The sequence below is a fragment of the Paenibacillus sp. sptzw28 genome, assembly GCF_019550795.1.
In the GTDB taxonomy this organism is placed as follows: Bacteria; Bacillota; Bacilli; order Paenibacillales; family Paenibacillaceae; genus Paenibacillus_Z.
The window spans coordinates 2,073,915-2,095,480 of the sequence record NZ_CP080545.1 but is presented as its reverse complement, the minus strand read 5'-3'; the positions used below and the strand labels follow the sequence as shown (position 1 = coordinate 2,095,480).

The window sequence follows — 21,566 nt, the reverse complement described above, 5'->3', positions numbered from 1 at the left end:
TGAATGACCCTTAGTACGGATTGGTGCGTATGATTGATATAAAGAACATAACTGCTTACGTGGATTCGGTCTGGATTGCGGGTCGGCGGCAAACGTAAGAAACGCCGTATTCCACGGCTCGTCTCCTGCTCTCACATGGTCGCGCATATTGTCCAGATCGGCCAGCGTTATGGCAATGTTTGTAAGAAGTAATCAGCGGCGAAACAGCCGCATTCGCCGATTCAATGCCTCCAAAACCTGTAAAGGTAACGGCTGTCGTAATACAAAGGATACTGGAAACAACCTTCTTGTAAGCGATCTCACTTGCGATAAACCCATTTCATTTTCCTCCTTTTTTGAACATTCATAACCTGTGTTTCTGATAACCTCCCACATAGCTCTTAAAGCTTAATGATGAGAGGCCCCTAACCTCAAAATCGAGATTGGGGCCTCTGGTCATGCTTTCGACAGATGACACCCGAGAAATTCCGTTTGAGCTAGATCACGATCTGTGCCCAGCGGATCAGAATATCCGCTTGCTCTTGCGTGAAATATTTCCCGGTTTGGTCCGTTACCTGTTTGATATAGTCGGCCATCATGCTCCTGGCCGCGTCTATTTTACCTCTGGAGGCTGCAGCTTTGGCCTGATCGAGTTTTTGATGGTACGACTTAGCAACAGTTTCCCAACCCTTATAGCCGGTCGTTTGCATAAAGGTGTTCGTCACGGTCTTCAAGCTGTCAAACGTGACCGTCACCGTAAAGGTGTGGGTGACCGTTGTTTGATGGCCTGCCATATCCTCTGCCGTAACCGATATCGTGTTCTGGCCCGCAGGCAGCGTGTACGCCTTCGCTTGAACCAGCGGTGCGGTACATGGCGTACCGTATACACTCGAGACGACATCGGTCGCGCTGCATGTAATGATCACCGTCTGGTCGACCGTGTACGATGACTCGCCCGTTATCTGAACTACGGGTGCGCTGCGGTCGATCTTGATCTCCAGCGTTTGAGCTTCTCCCGGTTCGACGGAACGGCGGTACATAAACGGATGCGTTCCCTCTTGATCCAGGGTTACATTCGCACTATAGACAGCCCAGGTGACGCCCTTGTCCAGGCTGTATTCCGCGATTGCCGCCGGAGACAGTGTCACCGTGACCGATGACGTATACCAGCCGTTCTTGCCGTTTGGAGCTGCAGGATCTGCGGACGCCGTTACATCCTTCCACTGCAGTCCTTTAAGTGCGGCAAGCAGCCCTGCGGATGCGGCATCGATCTCGGCCTGGTTTGCAGCTGCATTATTGTAGACCGATTGTGCATTCGATACTTCCGCTTGAAGCGCTTGTACGCTCTCCTCTGTGTAGAGCTCGGCATTGACCTTCGCTGCTTCTTCCAGCAGGATCGGAATTAACGTTTTGTCAATCCAGTTCGCCGTATTATTCATGGTGGCCTTGATCTCGTCCGCGTTCAGGACGTAGTTGTAGACGCGGAATTCGTCGATCATCCCATTGAACAACGGATCGTTAAACTGGCTTTTGCCAATGTAATTGACGCCCGGCTTAAAATCGCTCGGCTTGATGGTCGTATTGGTATTCGTCGCCTTCAGCTCGCCGTTCACATACAGCTTCGCCGAACCACTTCCTAGCGTCACCGCGACGTGAACCCATTGATTAACGGCAAGCTGCGACGTTTGTACGATTTGTTCGCCGCCGCCGTTCTTGATCGCGAAACGCAGCGTATTGTTGCCCGATCTCGGCGTAAGGAACATAAACTGATTCGTATTGTTGCCGAAGTCGAAGATTCGCTGCCACTGGTTGCCGCCCTTCCAGTAGACCCAGGTTGCCAGGGTGATCTCATTGTACCCGGCTAGAGCATGCGTCGAAGGCAGTTTGACGTAGTTATCCGTGCCGTTCAGATTGATGGCCTGGCCGACCTTTCCTTCCGTGTAAACCGGAGGTCCGAATACGGCCCCGCCGGATGCGGACGAGCCGTACGAATTGTTCGCATTTCCTTCAAACGCGTAGAGCGAAAGAGGGACGGGAACAAGCGACTTCCCCGCTTGGTCAAGCTGAGCGGCAAGCTGCGCCTTGTCGGCACCCGGTTTCGCCATCTCCGCTTCGATACGTGCAACTTCCTTCAGATAAAGGTAGTAGCTGCCCTTCGTATAGCCTTCAGCCGAGAGGATACCCAGCTTCACCTTGAACGCCACCGTCTGGCTGACCGAATAATTGGCGTTGCTCACGGTGAAGGTTACTGAATGGCTGCCGTAATCGGCCTGGCCCGGCTTCCAGCTGAATACGCCGGTCGCCGCGTTGAACGCTGCCCCTGCGGGCAAATTCGCGGCGCTGTAAACCAGCTGCTCGCCAGTCGGATCGGATGCCGGAACCTGATAGCTGAAGTCCTTCTTTGCCGTCAGCTCCACCGTAGTATCGGGACCAATAACCGGCTGTCCTTTGACTGTGATTTTAATCGTTTTGGAAGAAGACATTTCACCGGCCGTCGCAGTAAAGGTTACGGTATGCACGCCGCTCTGTTCTTTGCCCGGCGTCCAGACGAACGTTTGAGCGGCCGCATCAAAGGATGCTCCTTCGGGCAGACCGTTCACCCCATATACGACATCCGTAACCGCATTGACTGCTTGAACCTTGAATGTTAGCGTGTTTTCTGCAATGACAGTCTTGTCTGCAAGGGATTGAAGAACCGGCATGCCCGGAATATATTTCAGTCCTTTGAATGCAGCCAGCAGATTGCTATCCGCGATATCAATCTCTTCCTGAGTCGCATCCGGGTTATCGTGTACCGCAGCTGCCGCAGCAGCGTGCTGCACGACCGACTGCAAACTTTCTTCCGTATAGATGCCGGCTTCTTGCGCTGCCGCCGCTTCATCCAGCAAGTGCGCGAGCAGCGTCTTGTCAATGCCGATTTTAAGGAACTCGATTTCTTCAAAGTTTACGAAGCCGAAATGGTCGTCGTAAATGCGAATATAACGGTATGGCGTCCTGTCTGGATTGATGACGGAATACCATTCATATACGCCTACCCCTTTAATGCGATGCAGATCAGTCCAGTTCACGCCGTCTTTCGAACCCTTGAAGACGGTGTCGTTGACTCGGTGGGTAGCATTCCTCCTCGGCAGGTAGCGGAACGTATCCACCACTTTTTCGTTTCCTGCGCCAAAGTCCACGTCAACCCAGCTCTCTTTAGACCTGGTGTGGGCAATCGTGTCGGGATTTTCATCAAATAAATACCATGCGTTCTGTTCCTCGGAGATGTTATCATTCTGCCAAAACTTCTCAGAGGCCCTGGCCATCGATGGATCCATCTGAATTTTCGTCAGCAGCGTCCGAACCGAAACGAGCAGCTTCTTCGCATCGTAGATTTCGTCAATCAGCTGCGCCTCTTCAAATTCAGGCCTCATCATCTCCGCTTTAATACGATCCAATTCCTTATGGTACAGATAGAAGCTCGCCTTCGTATAGTCGTAGGCCGGCAAGCTCTTCGCATCCTCCAGCACCACCGAAATCGGATCCGCATCAGCGGAAACAGTGGCCGAGAACGGTTGCGGGGAACCGTCGTCATGAACGGCCAGCACCTTATAATACACACTGCCATACCGTAAGACGTCCTGGAATGGCTTCGCTCTTGTACCTGTGAGAACCTCCTCCCAGGGGGAGCCGTCTTCCAGTTCAGTCGTGCCTGCCTTGAATACCGGATCGATCAAGCTCGCCTCTTCATCATAGGTGCGGTATACGTTGAACCAGGAGGCTTGCTTCGGTTTAGTCCAATGCAAAGTGATTTGATCTTTTTCTTTTTCAACAAACGGAATCAGACTCTCTCTCGGCATTTCCGATACGGTTACTTCACTGAATGCTGCCTCTTGAGTCGATATGAGTCCTGTATAATATGCATATGGGAATAAACTTTCTGTCTTGGCGACGTATTCCCAATCGACTCCATCTTTCGATACAAATGCGTAGGCGATCTGTGAATTATGATGCCACAATAGCTTGATATAAGGATAGTCATTGATATGATACCCTTTAATTCCATGATTTAACGGACTTACAGCTTTACCGCCATTCCATACCACAAAGGATACTCGATTACGATCTTGCAATACCAGGTTCCCTTGGTCATCCGCGCCGAAATAAAGATAACGGGAATTTTCAGAAAGCTTTTCCCTTAACATAATACCGCTGAGAGCGCCGCTATTCTGATCAATTCTGGCACTGATAGAGCTATTTCCAACGGCTGTCTGATGGACAAAGTGGAAGGAGTCATTAATATCTCTTTTATAGATATTAAAATCATCCCCTTCACCCAGGCCTTTTCCATCTACATTCTGAATTGTAATCACATCACCGTTAATCGTTGCGCTGCCTTTGGTGGTACCTATGAGATCCTGCTGCCATGGGGAAGCCAGATTTTTGGATCCGGCATCGCTCAGATCTGCTTTTGCGCGCCATGACTCCCAGCCTGATCCGTGTTCATTAACGGCTGCCACTTTATAGTAGTAAACTTTCCCATTGACTACATCGGTATCTTTATAGTGACTGCCCGTTAACCCTTCTGCAATCACGGCATACGGACCATGTTCTACTTCCGAACGTTTGATGGTGTACGTCTTTCCTCCGGCAGTGGTTTTCCAAATCACATCTACAAATCCATTGCCTTCAACCGCTTTGGCAAAATCCACATGACTTGGCTTTGGCGTTGGATCAAATTTGGACGATAATTTAAGAACCATTCCTTTTTCAGGTCCAATGGTTACTTTTCCATTGATTACCGGAATATTGGCTTTTGAAACAAGATCGAAGATCTCATTTCCTGTATAATCGGAAGGCAGCTCCACCTCAAAGGATCTTTCATTCTCGTATTCAGCACGAGTGGTATTCATGAGGATGAAATACTCCCCATATCTTGCAACCCTTAAATCCGACAAAGATGAATAGGGGTGATCGACTTCAAGATTGTCTCGCACCACTGTACCAACCCCCGGCTGATAAGCAGTGGGTAATATTTCACCAGCCAGGGACTGAGGCGCAAACCCTTTGGTTGCCGGATCTGATCGCTGGTAAAATAGATCCACATCATGAGGTCTGATGTAGTAATCTGTATATTGAAATTGATTATTGTGAGCAACTTGTACCGTTCCCACATACTTAGGGGTAACAATATGAAGCCTGCCAGTGGCCGAAACTCCCAAATTCAGCCATGCTAAAGCCCCGAACATTCTAAAGTTCCCATCTCGCATGGAGATGAATGCATTATCTACATCGATCCATGCAAACTGTTCATAATCCTCCGGATTCACACCTAATGCAGCAATCTCTTCTTCTGTATAATAATCAAAATCGGTCTGAGGAATGACAACCCCGGCCTTTACATCATTAAATCTTGCATAGTCCTTCCGGGTTTTGAATATATACTCATAGGTCTCAGGCAGATGGAAATCCCTCGAAGACAAATCACCCATTAAGCGATTATCCATCTTCATCTGCTGTACGGCCCCTACGGTATATTTGGCATAGTCCCAATACCGCTCCCATTCCGGACCGCTATATCGTTCTTCATGATCCGCCATATGTTTTTCCAAATAAGCATAGGACGTGCCATATCCGAGCATTCTGGCGCCATAAGCAGGAGTTCTGGAAGGCATACCCCCATTTCGTGCATCTACAGTGGCATTCATCGCTATGAGTCGTTTGCCCTCATCATCCAGGTCTTGGATTCGAGTCCACACACGAGCATAAAAGTTGTGAAGAGCTTGTTTCAGAAGTTCATCATTGAGTTGTTCATCCCCAGGCTGATCCAAGGTTTTATAGAAGTAATCCAAAATATAATTGGCTACTTCCCCATAAATTCCCACATAGTGATTTTCTCTTGTCAACCCGGCTTTGGTTAGATTTGTATAATGTTCTCCATAAGGATTACGCCGTACAACATGACCCTCTTCATCCAATTTGCTTTTTGCAAGCCCTTTTCCGACAATGTGTACATAGTCATCTGTAAAGACAGCTGAATTATCATGCGCAAACAAAGAATGATAGAGATCTAATTCTTCCCCGTTAGGACCAACCAATACTTCTTCTCCTAACCATGGTCTTACTCCAAACATTTCTAATACAATTTGATGACTGCGCGCTTTCCCTTCATAAAATTTGGACCCTACCATCCTGAGCCCTTCATGAGCTTTCCATGCGCCTTCGTACGTATAGAACACCTGATTCGTAATATAAGATTGTCTGGAACGGGCAAAATCAAAATTCGCTTTCAGTACCCGTTCCCATGCCATTCGACGGGTTAATGATTCACCATTCCACCCTGCGCTGGCGAGGGAAAATTCTCCTTCAACCGTTCCTGTATCAAAGGGTTGATCCAGAAAGTCATTATAGGCTTCTTCTCCTAACACATCTTCATCAAAGATCAGGGTTTCCGCAAGATACAACGCCTCACCTAATTCGCCGTGAAAGCCGCCCCAATCCCCCTGGTGTCCTCCGCGAAGCACCAGTCTTGTATTTCCATAATAGTTTTTCGTATGAACATCAATGGCCTGAAACATACGCATTAACGCTTCACGTTTCGCTTCCGGGGTTTTCATTGGAGATATGTCCTGTTTCAAGACCATGGCATAATACCGAAGTTGATTTGTGTATTTCGCGATATTTAACGTGTTATTCGGATTATTGCCGAGATGGTTATACAGATTATTAAAGGTGTTAATTGGTTCTTGTCTTAACTGTTCAATTCTTGCTTCAATTTCCTCATAGGTATCACCAGATTGCAGTACGGTCTCCGGTCCCTGATTTTCTTTAAACTTATACCCCTGCACTTCGTCATCCACATCAATATAAGCCTGGGTATGGGAATAACCGGTATAGTACCCCCTTGATGGTTGTTCTACCTTACCCGGGGGATTCGTTGTATTAATTGTAATTTCTACTATTTCTTTCCCTCTCGTTGACTCCAGAGGAAGCACAATGGTGCTGTATATAAATTGATTCGGTGCTCGTTCGCCACCAAACAGAGCACCATAATCCCCCCCTCTGAAATATCCGATCTGTTCGCCATTGATCACAATTTGCGCTCGAGCTCCCGGAGGCATCGTCTCATTTCCTGAAAACTTCACCGTAAAGTAATTTTGCAGATACGGATCCACTTTCATGGAAAAGGTTAAAAAACCTCCTGTATCTGAAGCAGGAATACGCGGCTCAGATACTCTGGCATTCTCCCCCATAAAACCGGTGATCACGCTTGTAAATTCACCCCTGAAATTGTGAGCGCTTTCGGAATCGGCATTGCCGAAATCGATCTTATCCAAAATACCGTAAGCAGGTTCAGACTGTGCAGATTCAAGCTGCGGATCTTCATTAGCCGCGAATACACGATTATTCACCGCGGGGACGAGCAATTGCAACAGCATGGCTGCCGCCAGACAGACGGCCAAGGTGCGCATGGTCCAGGCTGCTTTCTTGTTACCTAAATACATAATGGCGATCCTCCTTGATTATTGTGCTGTTCAAGCATTCTTTATGGTCTGTATCCCTTTACTCTCCTTTTTTCCATGCATCACCTCCCGCGAAATCGCCACTTTCAGCCGAATACCGGAACATGTTCGATAAGGAAGCAGAAATATCGGAATCATGTCGGAAGGTCCGGAACATCGCGTTCATGTTCCGGACTTCCGCTAGTTCATTCACTGCCGCGGCAATTTACTGCTCCTTATTCGCCTTACAGATGACGCCCGAGATATTTTCGTTTGAGCTAGATCACGATACCAGCCCACCGGATCAGAATTTCCGATTGTTCTTTGGTGAACGATTTGCCGGTCTGATCCGTTACTTTGCCAATATAGTCGGCCATGATATCCTTCGCCGCAGCGGTCTGGCCGGCAGCAGCCTTCGCTTTCGCCTGATCCAGCAGTTTATTCAAGGAACTGGCGACGTTATCCCATCCTTTGGCATTTGTTGCCTGCAGGAATGATGTTGTTACTGACTTCAAGCTGTCAAACGTAACCGTTACCGTAAACGTATGGGTAACCGTCGTTTGATTGCCCGCCATATCCTCTGCCGTAACCGATACCGTATTCTGGCCCGCAGGCAGCGTATATGCCTTGACTTGTACCAGCGGCGCCGCGCACGGCGCACCATATACGCTCGAAATAACTTCGGTCGCGCTGCACGTAATGGTGACATCCTGTTCAATCGTGTACGATGCCACACCTGTTATCTGAACGACCGGTGCGGTACGGTCGATCTTGATCTCCAGATTTTTAACTTCTCCCGAATCGACGGAACGGCGGTACTGAACCTGATGCGTTCCGTCTGTGTCCAGAGTGACAGGCGCGCCGTATACTGCCCAGGTGACTCCGCCGTCCAGGCTGTATTCCGCGATTTCCGCGGGAGACAGCGTCACAGTAACGGGCGCCGTATACCAGCCGTTCTTACCGTTTGGAGCTGCTGGATCTACGGATGCCGTTACATCCTTCCACTGCAGCCCTTCGAGAGCCGCAAGCAGACTCGCGGATGCCGCATCGATCGCGGCCTGTGTTGCAGCTGCATTATTATAGACCGATTGTGCATTCGATACTTCCGCTTGAAGCGCTTGTACGCTCTCCTCTTTGTAAAGCTCGGTATTAACCTTTGCAGCTTTATCCAACAAGTATACCAGTAAGGAATTGTCCCCCTGCGGCGCCGTATTGTTTGCTAGCTGAAGGATCTCATCAGCGCTTAATACATGATCATAAATACGGAATTCGTCCAGCATGCCGCTGAGCAGCGGATCTGAAGAGAACTGGCTTTTCCCGAGATAATTTAGTGTCGCTTTCAAGTCGCTCGGATTGATCGTGACGTTAGCGGATGCCTTTTCCACGCCGTTCACATACAGCTTCTCCTTACCGTTCCCTAGTGTCACCGCCACATGAACCCACGTATTCGCTTCAAGCTGCGAGGTTTGCACGATTTGCTCGCCGCCGCCGTTCTTGATCGCGAAACGCAGCGTGTTGCTGCCCGATCTCGGCGTCAGGAACATGTACTGGGTAGTGCCGTTGCCGAAGTCAAAGATTCGCTGCCATTGGTTTCCGCCCTTCCAGTACACCCAGGTTGACACAGTGATCTGATTGTAGCTGGACAGAGGATGCGCAGCGGGCAGCGTGACATAGCTATTGGTGCCGTTCAATTCGATCGCTTTCCCGACTTTCCCGTCTTTGTACGCAGGCGTGCCGGAAACCGTCCCGTTGAAAGACCCGAATGCATTACCCGCGTTTCCTTCAAACGAATAGAGGGAGAACGGGCTCCGGGCAAGCAAGCTCTTCGCATCGTAAAGCTCCTTGGCGAGTTTCATCTCAGAATAACCCGGAGTCATTTCCGCTTTGATGCGTTCAACTTCTTGGTTGAACAGATAATAGCTCAGTCTTGAATAATCTCCCGCCGGAAGCTTTGCCGCATTATCGAGTGCAATCTGAAGCGGGTCAATGACCGTTACTGACGTACCGTCCGTGGTACCGGTCACGACAGGACCATTATCGTACAGGATCACAAATGGAATGCTGCCCGTTTGATAAGTCGTTCCAACCTTATAACGGGCTTGCCAATGAAGCTTGTCGCTCGAAGCCGTCTCCATCAATTTATCGCCGAAATAAACCCTGACATTCTCAAGAGCTTTACCGGCAGCAAAATCCAAGGTGACCGTATTCCCCGTCACAGCTAAGGAAGAATCCTCCGGATTATCCGACTTCAGCGTTACCGTATCCAATATGGCCGGGCTTCCCGTATGGATGACGGTACCATAGAACTTGACTTCGGCAAGATTGCCGAACCATTGGTTCCCGTTGAAAATCCGGATATAACGGTAGGCTTTCGGATTCTGGACCGTTAACGTTTGCCAATTCACCGTATTTACAGCCGGGGCAGTCAACGTCACCCACGGCTCATAATCAATGTGGTTGGTTCCCTGGATGACAATACCTGCCGCCCGGGCGGGAGCGCCCTGACTTGCAAGCAATTTTACTTGAGTTAATTGCACTTTATCCTGGTCGCCGAGGTCAAATGCAACCCAAGAGCCCCAGCCTCCGCTAGTGGAGCGAAAATCGGAAACGGTGGCTGCATTCCAATCAAACAGATTGGCCACTTGCTGAATTGTCGTATCCATGCTTCGACCCGGTGTTGAATCAATCAAAGAAAGATTCTTGAATACATCGTTGATGAGCCCATCTTCATTAACGATAGTCACCGAGGTGCCGTCCATCGTACTTCTGACCGATTTCCCGAAATTCGCACCTTGATCGTAGTCGATGCGGAACTGGACTTTGCCGAGCTTATAGATTTCTCCAAGCTTTTGCGTCACGGTAAAATGACGGGCATCTGTGGAAACGGTATTCATCTTCGTACTGCCGAAATAAACGGCAACATTATCGATCGGTTCGCTGGCCGTAAACGATAAGGTCACGGTATCTCCCAGCGTTGCGATGGAGGGATTTCCCGGATGATCGGACACGATGGATACAGCTTGCAGCAGTTCGACAAACGGGATATCGGCATTGTCAAAACTGAAGTAATCGATTTCCACGTTACCATCGGCAGTTCCGCCGGTTGCTTGCAGCCTGATAAAAATCGCGCCTTCTCGCGCAGCATAACCCGATTTCGCCAAATCGTATGCGATTGTTACGAACTCGCCGTTCGTATTCGGAACAGCAAATTCAGCTACGGTATTGGCGGCCGCATTTCCATTGCCAAGATCGATGGCTTTCATGACAACAGGCTCGTTGCTCTTCACCCGCACAACCATAAAGCGCCGGTCATCACCTTTGGACCCCATATCGACATTACGATAGGTGACTGCGGAGCTGTCTCCTTGTAATACGACATTATCCCCGACCTTCTCGGCATTGCCGTACAGATCGGACAGATAGCTTCCACCCTGCCTCTTTGTCGACTGAACCGATCCGGAAGAGGATGGCGTTACGTATTTAAAGCTGTTAAAGGTCAGAGAGCCGGTCCCTCTGTAGACCAAATAAAAATCGTTATTGCCTCCGTTATTGCCGTAAATAATCTCATCATTCTGATGGTCGAACGCGGCGGTCACCGTGCTGCCTGTCGTATCCTCAATCGGATACGTCTTGACGAGCTGGCCCTGCGGGCCTCCAAGCCTCATTTCAAGCATGCCGCTTCCTGCGGCTATGTGATTCAACTGCATCTGCATGGTTCCGCTGTCAAAATTCATATTGCGATATCCGATATAACCGCCGTCTGTCAAGGTAACGTTTTTCGCCGCCTCGTTTTTCATATAACCTGTACTGCTCGTATAAGGGGCTTCAATCGCCTTGTTATCGGTTTTGGCAAAACCGCCCGAAAATTGAAACCAGCGCGTTTCGGCGGCGAAATTATAAACGTTGTTGGAACCCGTGGTTTTGAAATATAGATTTTTCTTGCCTTTCAGTGTATCGCCGATGTTATCGAATTTCTGAACATAGGTGTACGGTACGGACCACCAGCCTGTATGGGGGACCTGAAAGATGGCTGTCGGCGTTGTTTGGGCCATGGTCTCGTCGGTCAGCTTCACGTCAGGCTCGGTAACGTACATGGTGATGGTCGACCCGGCCGTCGAGTTCAAGCCATAGGTGAACGCGAGCGTATCTGCGGGAACCAAGCCGAAATCGAAGTTTTCGTAGCCGAACCAGTTGCCGTTCATCGTCCCTTCGGCTTTGTATTGGACAAAACCGTTTTCGTCCAGATAACTGGCGATCCCAGGTTTTACAAAGCCGTTCTTAAACCAAATGGCGTTGTTGAACGAAAAAGGTACAGCCGGGTACCGGTTATACAGACCATATAAATTTCCCGTTTCCTGCAAAGGCTGCGGCGGGCCCTTCGGCTCCGTATCCATGGCGCCGTTCGCAGGGGTAAAGAGCAGCTGGCCAAAACCCGGCATATCGATGGACTGGCCTTCAGGATTGTCCATCATGAGCTCGGGATATTTGTACAATTCGTCGTAAATACCGCCGGAATATCCTTTCTCATATTTATAATGATTGTAGATGGAAGCGATATCCGTTCCGCTTCCCCGTCCCCCCGAACTGACGGCGGACCATTCGGTCTTTTGCCCCAAGCCGTTGACATTGGGAATATAATCCACATCGTAGCCAGCATTGTATTTCGTATAATAAGATAAGGCCTTTAGCAGCTTTTGATTCTGGAACTCATAGGGGTCTACCCCGCCCTCGGCAACCGGCACCCCGGTTGCAGGATCAAGCTTCGTCCCCTGGACATTGATGGTTCGGGCCGCTGCGCCGAGCGCCGCCACGTCACCGCCCGAATGAGGCTGGTCGCGTCCCATCTCGACGATCTGTCCATTATCCAATACCATCGCGGCAACCGAAAAATTGATGCTGTTTGCTCCGGTTTTATTTGCCTCGTCTACCGCTTTTTTATTGTAGGCAAACCGCTCCACCGCTTCGTTATAACCGTTAATATCGTCCAGGAAGATGGAAATGGACATATACCCCATGTTCCCTACGGCCGCTTGATTAAAAAATCCGTACCACTTGTTCGATTCCTGCCAGATGAGTCTTAAGAAATGATCGAAGACCTTCTTTTTTTCATAATCGATAGTGCCTTGGGCGTCCCGGCACCACCCGGAGCTTGGCGTATAAAGAAGAATTTCTGCCGCGGCAGCCATCTTCTGTCCTGCAACACCGGAGCTGAGAACGCTGGATGCCCCCCACACCTGTGCAACCGTATCCCAATTGGCCGGCTCCGTCGTATCGAAAAATTGCTTGAGACCATTGCCCCACGCGTCCAATACCTTTTTGGCATTGTTCAGATAATCCTCATCCCCCGTGATGTACCACATGAGCGCTTGTTGATAGGCTGTCGTGGCATCCTGGCGCAATTGCTTGTCCCCGTTGCTGTCGGAGATTTGGGAATAGGTGAATTCCTTTTGCGTTCCTCCGTTCCCGTAGATCGCTACATTTTTCGAAGATTCGGGAGACCTTCTGAATAAATCGAATGCAGATGCCCAAGGCTCTTTTCCCTGCCAAACCATGTCCCTCATGGTGTTCAGATCCGCCCTCGATTGCAGAACACCCGGATGGACGAGTCCTGTCGGACCTTTGACCTCATAGTTGTCATAGCTTCGGTCATAGTTCGGATTGATGACTGCGCTATTTTGCGGCGTCGGCACAGTGGAAACATAAGGAGCATAGGGTGCAATGTTTGGAGCTTCGGCAGCCTTTACGGTTATATTGCTAACCGGTATGGCGCCGCCTAAAAATAGCAGAGATAATAAGATAGAAAGAGAGCGTTTGCATTTTGGCAGAAGCCCTTTCATTTCAAAGACCTCCTTTCAAGATTGAGCCCCTTGCGGGCAAAACGATCGACCTGTTTGAATTTCGTTTTCATTACTTTCCCTCTTCCCTAATTTATAAATAGGAACACCAAAGATTTGAGTTAACTAAATCTATAGATGTCCCTATTTTACTTACAAATACATTCTTCACTGCGATGTATATTCAGATAACTTTACTTCTTCTGAGCGAGGAAGGCGTTTATTTGATTCTTCAATTCCACTTTAATTTTTTCTACACCTGAAGCCTTCAAATCCACATTCATCTTCGACAAATTATCATTAACATCGCCGAAACCGGACAGCAATAATGGAAGATACTTATCCATAACAGTGTTGCATTTGGCAATTTCATTTTTTACAGGCTCTTGATCAAATGTAAATCCTGCCAATACATGTTTCTTATATGTTTCCGGCTTAAATTGATATTCGTAATATTGTTGAACCTGCTCCGGTAACTCGGCAGGAATTCGATACATTGTCGGATTCCAAGTCAACTGGTAACCGGGAAAAACGTAATTTTTAACCGGATCGACTCCATCCGGAATCTTCCACTGATTACTTCCTACAGCCTCCCAGTTTGTACCTTCGATACCGTAAGTGAATAAGTCATTGTTCTCCTGACTGGAGAAAACCCAATCCAGGAACTCCATTGTTCTGTCAATTTTCTTAGAAGAAGCAGGTATAGCAATGAAATTCCACGCCTTTCCATCTGTAGATTGCGTTCCAGGCGCCATTTCCTGATTGTTCTTGAAAATAGGCCAGAAACCGATCTCCGCATTCGGATCTTGTGCCTTTGCACCAGCTTCAGCTCCCTTGAAACCATTTAATGTTGCGTATCCGGCAGCGGCAGGCTTTCCTGTCCCAGTCGTATTCGTCAGGGTATCTGCCGGGATAAATTTGTTAAACCGCTTCGCTTGATTAAACTGGTTCATAAGATAATCCAGACCGTATTTGGGATTAAAGTTAGCCCATTCGGATGCCGGATCGCCATAAGCCGCCACACCCGCAACGGATTTCCCATCCTCGGCTATTTGAGCGTAAACGAAATTTCTCTTCGGATTTCCGGCGCCGGTAAATGGAAATACTTTACCCTCCAGCTGTTGTGCATTGATATCGGTAAATAGTTTGAAGAAAGCAGTATTTCCATAGTTTCCAAACGGGATCATGTCTTTTTCGTTTTCTTTTACTTTTTCAAGGAAGTTATACAAATCATCATAACTGCTGATATCCTTCATTCCATACTTCTTTAACAAATCTTTTCTGTACCATACACCTTCCATATCCATGAAAGCGTTTGTAATCGGAATGACATAAGTTTTGCCATAGAGCTTATTATCATTGATATACTCTTCTGCGAAGGCCTTCTGAAGTCCGGGATATTTAGGGTTGTTAAAATATTCGCTTAAATCCGCCAACACGCCTTCTCTAGCGAATTTATCCTTTTCCCACGGGATAAAGAGGTCGATGTCTTCTCCCGATGTCATCCATAATTGATGCATGGTTCCATAGTCGGCAGGCGGTGTCCATTGCACATTCAAGGTCGTATTAAGCGTATCCTTCGTCCGTTTCTCAAACTCCTTAATGGCGGGATCGACAGCGCGATAATGCGCGTTTTCAGACCCGAAGAAACGAATATTGAGCGTAACCGGATCCTTCTTTTTTGAGGATTCGGTACCTTCTGTCGCATTGCTGGCAGGTGCATTGCTGTTAGGCGCAGTGCTTTCATCCGGCTTGTTTGGTTCCTTGCTGCTGCATCCAACGAATAAAGTAGCAAGCATCATTACAGCAAGCAGCATTACAAAAAACTTTTTGTTCATGCTTCTTCCTCCCTTTTATTATTTAATAATATGTACTAAACCGCTTTTGCGGGTTCAGCCCTTAACAGCTCCAACAACCAATCCCTTAACAAAGTACTTTTGCAGAAACGGATAAACAAAAATAATGGGACCTACAGTGACTACGGCAGTAGCCATTTTCGCCGTATTGGTTGGAACGACATATTGAACTGCAACTTCTTGCATTTGATTCATTTGATTTGCAAAATCCACTTCTCTCAATACCTTCATGATCAAATATTGCAAAGAATACAGGTCTTTATCGCTAATAAAAAGGATGGTTGTAAACCATTCGTTCCAGAAACCGAGTCCATAAAACAATCCGATCGTTGCCATTGCAGGCTTTGCCAACGGAAGGATGATTTTAAATAAAATATAGATGTCATTAGCTCCATCTATTTTGGCAGACTCGGCCAGCGAATCCGGTATTTGCTTGAAGAAGTTTCTTAACAGAAACATATTAAACGGATTAATCAACACCGGCAGGATATAAACCAGAATATTGTCTCTTAAACCTAAATATTTAGCGATGAGAAGATAGGAAGGTATCAGCCCTCCGTTAAACAGCATCGTAAAATAGACGAAAAAAGCAATCTTGTTTCTGTGAGTAAACGTCTTCACGGAAATGGCATAAGCCATAGCACTGGTAATGATAAGACAAAGAATCGTACCTAAAACCGTGAAAATGATCGTTGTCTTGTAAGCGCTGAATATTGCGTTATCCTGAAATATGACCTTGTAAGCAAACAGCGAGAATTCTTTTGGAAAAAGAACAAAGCCGGTCTCTTGTACAGCTTTTTCATCCGATAGGGAGCTTGATATAATAAGGATAAAAGGCACAATGCAAAATATTGAAAATATGGCCATGAAAAGATAAGAAAATAGATCTAATACCTTATTCTCCAAGCTGCTTTTCATTTTTTATCTCCTTCCTTTAAAAAATGGCTGAATCCGAATCATATTTCTTGGCAAAATAATTCGTAATGTATACGATGACAAAGCCTACAACCGATTGATAAAGTCCGATCGCAGTAGACATGCTGATGTCATTCATTTGTCTAAGCATTCTGAATACATAAGTATCAATGACATCGGTCGTGTCATACAAATAAGGGTTGTCGCCTACAATCGCATAAATCATTCCCAGATCCCCGTGGAAGATGCCTCCGATGCCAAATAAAGTCAACAGCACTGCTGTTGTTCTAAGCTGCGGCAAGGTAATCTTTGTAATACACTGCATACGGCTGGCTCCGTCGATTTTGGCAGCTTCATAGATTTCCTGGTCAATGCCTGCTATAGCAGCCAGATAGATAACGGAACCGAAACCTGCGGTTTTCCATATTTTTAAAACAACCAGTATTCCGACCCATAAATTCGGATTGGAATAGAAATTGATTTCCTGTCCTTCTTGAATAAAACCAAGCGTTTTTAAAACGGAATTAATAAATCCGACATCCGTCGACAGTAATGCAAAAACAAACATCGAAACTAATGTCCAGGAAATAAAATTCGGCAGAATGGCAACCGATTGTGTCACTTTCTTGAAATACTTGGAGCTGATTTCCGATAGAACAATGGCAATCAGGATCGAAAAAAACAATCCGGTAAAAAGAAACAATATATTTAAATACAGCGTGTTCCAGGTTACAATCAGCCAATCCTTTGAAGTGAAGAAATACTCAAAATTTTTCAGACCGACAAATTCACTTCCAAAAAGTCCTTTGCTCGTATTAAAGTCTTGAAAAGCTACGATTATTCCCACCATCGGCAGGTACTTGAAAATCACAAAATATAAAATACCCGGTAAAACCAATAAGTACAAATAGAAATTTTGCTTCACATCTGATAGGAAGGTCTTTTTATTCTTTTTAATGACTACGCTGTCTGCCTTATTATTGCTCAAAGCTACATTCACATTTATCATGCTCCTTTATAGTTAGATAGCCTCTCTTCCCAAATTGGTTTTGAATCCCCCGGAAAACGATTAAAGGCTTTCCCCTTTTGACATTAATACCAAGTTTATGAGTGTTCAAGTTCTCGTTTTGCCAAATTGCCGATCTGATGGTTTTTGAACAGGTTCAAAATATCACTGCAAAGGCTCCTGATGTTTTTTGAACTCAACATGTTGCTTATCACCGCCAATCTTGGCAAGAAAAAGCCGCCCGTTTCCCGACAGGGTAACTGAGCGGCAGCTCTCAACGGTTTCCGTCGAGATCGCTTTTTTGGTTTTTTCGCCTTATTGGAGCCGTCGGCCCGTGTCCGTCACTCGCTTTCTGAACTCACATTATTTTGGATACTCATTCTGTAATTCTCCGGAGTTCTGCTGTAGTGTTTTTTAAATATGGTAAAGAAGTGTTTACTATTCTCCGGATACCCAACCAATTCAGCAATCCTTCTGACAGGATAATCCGTTTCAATTAGAAGTCTCTGAGCTTCTGACATCCTGCAATGTGTAATATAATCTGATAATGATATTCCAGTCATCTCTTTAAAAATAGACCTGACATAATTACGGGACAGCCTTACATGCTCTGCCACTGTATCCGTTGATAAGTTTATATCATCATAATGCTTTCCAACATAATCTTTAATTTTATTGACAATCATTGTTTTGACATTTTCTTTAGAATCATTGCCTTTTGCCTCTACGACTTCGGAACACAGTGAGAAGAGGTACTTTTTTATTTCCTCCAAGGTTTCGCAAGTTTGTATCTCGGAAACCAGCACCTTTATGCTGTACTCTTCATTCTCAACACTAGTCTTGGCTATATTGCTTAGTGTCCTTGTAAGTAACACGGCTAGCTGCAGCACTGTTATTTGAATTTTATCAGCACTGTATAAATCAAGCATTTCAAAAAACCCATTAAGGCTTGCGTCTATTTTTCTCAAATGGAGTTCCTTTATAGCTTCAATAATTCTCTTCTCAATATCATAAGGATAGTCGTGAAGATCATTATTATTATTTCGTTCAGCTATATCAGAATATTTTATTACTGCTTTTCTACCGAATATAATTCGATAATTCGAAGCTGCCAGTGCATTTTGGAAGGATGTACATATAGCTTCAACTCTTTCTGCAATATCACCTATTCCCGCAGTAACAGAAATCTTCAGATATTTGTCTACTTTATCTTGTATTTCCTTTGTGTTATCGATTATTTCACTCAAAATCTCGTCATTTCTATTACTTACATTTAAAATAATACTTACATAATCCTGTCCGTTATCAATGCCCTCCACCTTAAACCGGTTTTCACTAAAGAGTTCACTTGCAATGTTAAGAATAGCAAATCTAACTAATCTCACGTCTTTCGACCATATACCTGATCGAACATTTTCAAAAGAGTCCATTTTAAGTACAATGGTCAAAAAGAATGGTTCGTCAAAACTTACCCCGCATGCCATCATATAATCCTTGTCGCAGATTTTCTCGTCAATATCCCCATCCACTAATTTCTCCAAAAATGAATTCTTCTTATTATTCAATATTATGCTTGAATCCAGTCTGTATTTATCAACATCGTCAGCCAGTTCATTGAAAATATGGTTCAAATAATCGTATACATCAAGAGATGATTTTTTTTTCTGGTTTCTAACTCTTAGTTGTATATCATGAAGCAATTTTCTAAAGGGATTATATATACTTGATGTAAAAAAAGCAGCTATTATGATCCCCACAAGTATGAAAATAATGGTTAAAATCAATAATGTTTTTTGCATTGAAAATGCTGACGATAATAGCTTGCTATGTTCGCCAATGCCTATAAATATCAAGCCCAGATGCCTTGCTTTCACATAACTGACAAGCGATTCCTTATCATTAATCTTCGTTATAAAACTGCCTTTTTCATTGTTAGACTGCAGTATTTGTTTCGTAAAGCTTTCATTGGCTAGATTTTTATTGATCATAGAAGTGTCATCATGAGATAACACATTACCGTCTTTATACATGATCAAAACCTGATTAAGATCTCCGGTTCTTCCACTGGTAACCATCTGCTGCAGTATTCTTTGATTTAGATTAATGACCAATGACGATTCAAGTTCACCGCCATTTGAAGCGCTTGCAAAAACCAAGGTCAAGAAGTTCTCGCTTATATTTTTATTATCTATTACATAATCCACTTTTCTTGTGAAATATTCATCGGAAATGTTATTTTCCGTGTTTCTCAGTCTATTGATTATATCTTGATCAAAAAAATCAGTTGTAGGCTGAATCCCTTCTCCTACCTCAGATATACTGAATATTACCCTGTCAGCTTTTGAATTATAGATATAAATGGAGCGAATAAGCGGATTTGACATCACATATTGCTTTAGTTTCTTCAATACGTCCTGATCGGCGAATATATCCGATTTATTATCATATAAACCATAATTAAGATCGCGATCCACACTATTGACAAATAAATGATAAAAATAGTAATAAACATTGATGAGCATTACATCTGCAATATAATATGATTGAGATATAAAATTTACAGAGGTTTGACTTACTTGTTCTATACTTTTTTTGCTGTAAGTACGAAATAAAACAAAGGAAAAAACGGATAATAGAACGATAACAATAACTAAATAGGATGATAGGATTTTTATTAATAAAGAATTTCTTCTATAAAGGGAATTTAGCCTGACCCCTACACGCTCTACTCTCATTTTGCAGTCCCCCTCGAAATATCTTGGGCTTTCGCAGCGTTTCAATGCTAGGCGGCCAGTTGGGAGTGAGGCTGAACGCGGCCCTTTTCCGAATCTTCTCTTCGTCTCGTCGATGTATTGGGAGAACGCCCCGGGGAAACCGCTCTTGTATGCAGTCCCCCAGTTCGCCTAAGGCCCGTCCTTGATAACCAGGTAGAAAACGCGCCTCAACTTTGATAATCATTTACGAAACTGAATACCATGGGCGTGCTCGTTGATGTCGAAATACCCCTGCTCCGCACTCAAAATCAACTCGCCATTGATCCGCAAATTGGTAAAGGTGACGCCTTCCACACTCCGTTCACTGTCAAAGCCGTATATTCGGTTTTTGTTTTCATTTTTGCCATTATAGGTTACATTCCGGAAATGAATGTTCTCAATACGTTTACCGGCTACAGGGTTATATTTCTCGTTCCACACCACACGGATGTCCACCAGCTGGCCGAGTTCAAAATCCTCCACACGAATGTTGTCATAGGTGACGTTCCGCACCGTGTTATTGTCGCCGACATTAATATTCATGGCCCCCCAATAACCGGGCTGGGGCTCATGATGCTCCAGAATATCGATATTGCTAAACTGGATATCCTCGATCAAATCGCCTCCCCGACGGTAGTCCCCATGTCCGCCGATATTCATCGCATGAGCTACGTCAGCCCAAAGGACGGAGTCTTTGACACTTACGCAGCGTGAATCCCCTTTATAATCCCAACGGCTTCCATAGACGGCAATACAATCGTCGGACGTCCGCAGGAACACATCTTCGATCTCAATATGCGAACTAGACATCATGTCGATGCCGTCGGACCACCCCCGCGTGCTGAAGGATTTGAAGTTACGAATCCGGATATGCTCGGACTTGCCGATGTAAATGCTGTAGTGCGGCGGGTCCAGCAGCACGATCCCTTCCACGGTAATATGGTGCGAGAAGAGGATTCGGACACCCCGGAACGCAGAAAACCGGTGAAAGTCACCTAGATACAGTACCCCTCTGCCGCGGATAGTGACATCCTGCACATGATCGCAAACGAGGGACCCGACAACAATGGCGCCTCCGGCGATATAGACGGTTTTTCCGGACGGAATGCGGAAAATCGTTTCCTCCAGATAATGCATCCCTGGCCCGAAATAGATTACTTCCGGCACCGCTCCACCAGGCAGCGGACTATTCGCCAAACGTTGAATATCCTCCATTCTGTGGATGGCAGGCTTCAAGAACAGCACATTCGGTTCATCCGGTTTCGGTGGATTCTCCTCCGGGGCATTTGCGAAAAGATGCAAATTGCTAAACCGGTCACCATTCACTTCAATGGACAGCTTACACGGTTCATTCAAACTGAATGTAATCGCCGCTCCTTCTACCTTGAACGGAATTTGCTTCGAAAGAGGCCGGATGACGACTTGCTGTACGGTTTCCTTCCGGCTCTCGACCCTTACCTCCACGGTTCCATCCATGTCAAAATAGGCCATGGAGGCCCGTCTGACGTTGTGCATGTCCACCTTCGCTTCATACACGAAGAGCGGCTCCCAGCTCTCCCCCGGAATGCGGACGCTAACCTCAAAATCATCCCGGCCTATCGCCCCTTCGGGCGCCCCCCAAATCTTAAAAAAGCTCATTAATTTTTCTCCTCACTTTAACAAGATACTCTCTTCTCCATGCTTTTCAGTATGCATAGAATAGCGCTTGCAGATAAAATACATCATCATGTAACTGCCGTCAT

7 protein-coding genes are annotated in these 21,566 nt (G+C 46.0%); all 7 read right to left on the bottom strand.

Annotated elements, in window-relative coordinates; translation table 11 throughout:
• Positions 1-476: 476 nt before the first annotated feature.
• The 7 genes from KZ483_RS09205 to KZ483_RS09175 all read right to left on the bottom strand — a co-directional run bounded on the left by KZ483_RS09205 (position 477) and on the right by KZ483_RS09175 (position 21,462).
• Positions 477-7,463: a LamG-like jellyroll fold domain-containing protein gene (locus KZ483_RS09205; RefSeq protein WP_220352344.1), complete on the bottom strand. Its 6,987-nt coding sequence runs from the start codon at positions 7,461-7,463 to the stop codon at positions 477-479.
• Between the two features lie 275 nt (positions 7,464-7,738).
• Positions 7,739-13,297 carry a LamG-like jellyroll fold domain-containing protein gene (locus tag KZ483_RS09200; RefSeq protein ID WP_220352343.1) on the bottom strand — a complete coding sequence of 1,853 codons (5,559 nt, stop codon included), beginning with the start codon at positions 13,295-13,297 and terminating at the stop codon, positions 7,739-7,741.
• A gap of 191 nt (positions 13,298-13,488) precedes the next feature.
• Entirely contained in the window at positions 13,489-15,132 is a 1,644-nt protein-coding gene (locus tag KZ483_RS09195) for an ABC transporter substrate-binding protein (protein WP_220352342.1), read from the bottom strand.
• A 54-nt stretch (positions 15,133-15,186) separates the two neighbouring features.
• Positions 15,187-16,068 carry a carbohydrate ABC transporter permease gene (locus tag KZ483_RS09190; RefSeq protein WP_220352341.1) on the bottom strand — a complete coding sequence of 294 codons (882 nt, stop codon included), beginning with the start codon at positions 16,066-16,068 and terminating at the stop codon, positions 15,187-15,189.
• Positions 16,069-16,084: 16 nt separating this feature from the next.
• Complete coding sequence (locus tag KZ483_RS09185; RefSeq protein WP_220352340.1) at positions 16,085-17,065, bottom strand: ABC transporter permease; 981 nt, start codon at positions 17,063-17,065, stop codon at positions 16,085-16,087.
• Positions 17,066-17,412: 347 nt separating this feature from the next.
• The gene (locus tag KZ483_RS09180; RefSeq protein ID WP_220352339.1) at positions 17,413-19,806 is read right to left on the bottom strand and encodes a helix-turn-helix domain-containing protein; all 2,394 of its coding nucleotides are present in this window, start codon (positions 19,804-19,806) and stop codon (positions 17,413-17,415) included.
• 219 nt (positions 19,807-20,025) lie between these two features.
• Positions 20,026-21,462, bottom strand: coding sequence for a glycosyl hydrolase family 28 protein (locus KZ483_RS09175; protein ID WP_220352338.1), 1,437 nt, complete (start codon positions 21,460-21,462; stop codon positions 20,026-20,028).
• Between the last annotated feature and the right edge of the window lie 104 nt (positions 21,463-21,566).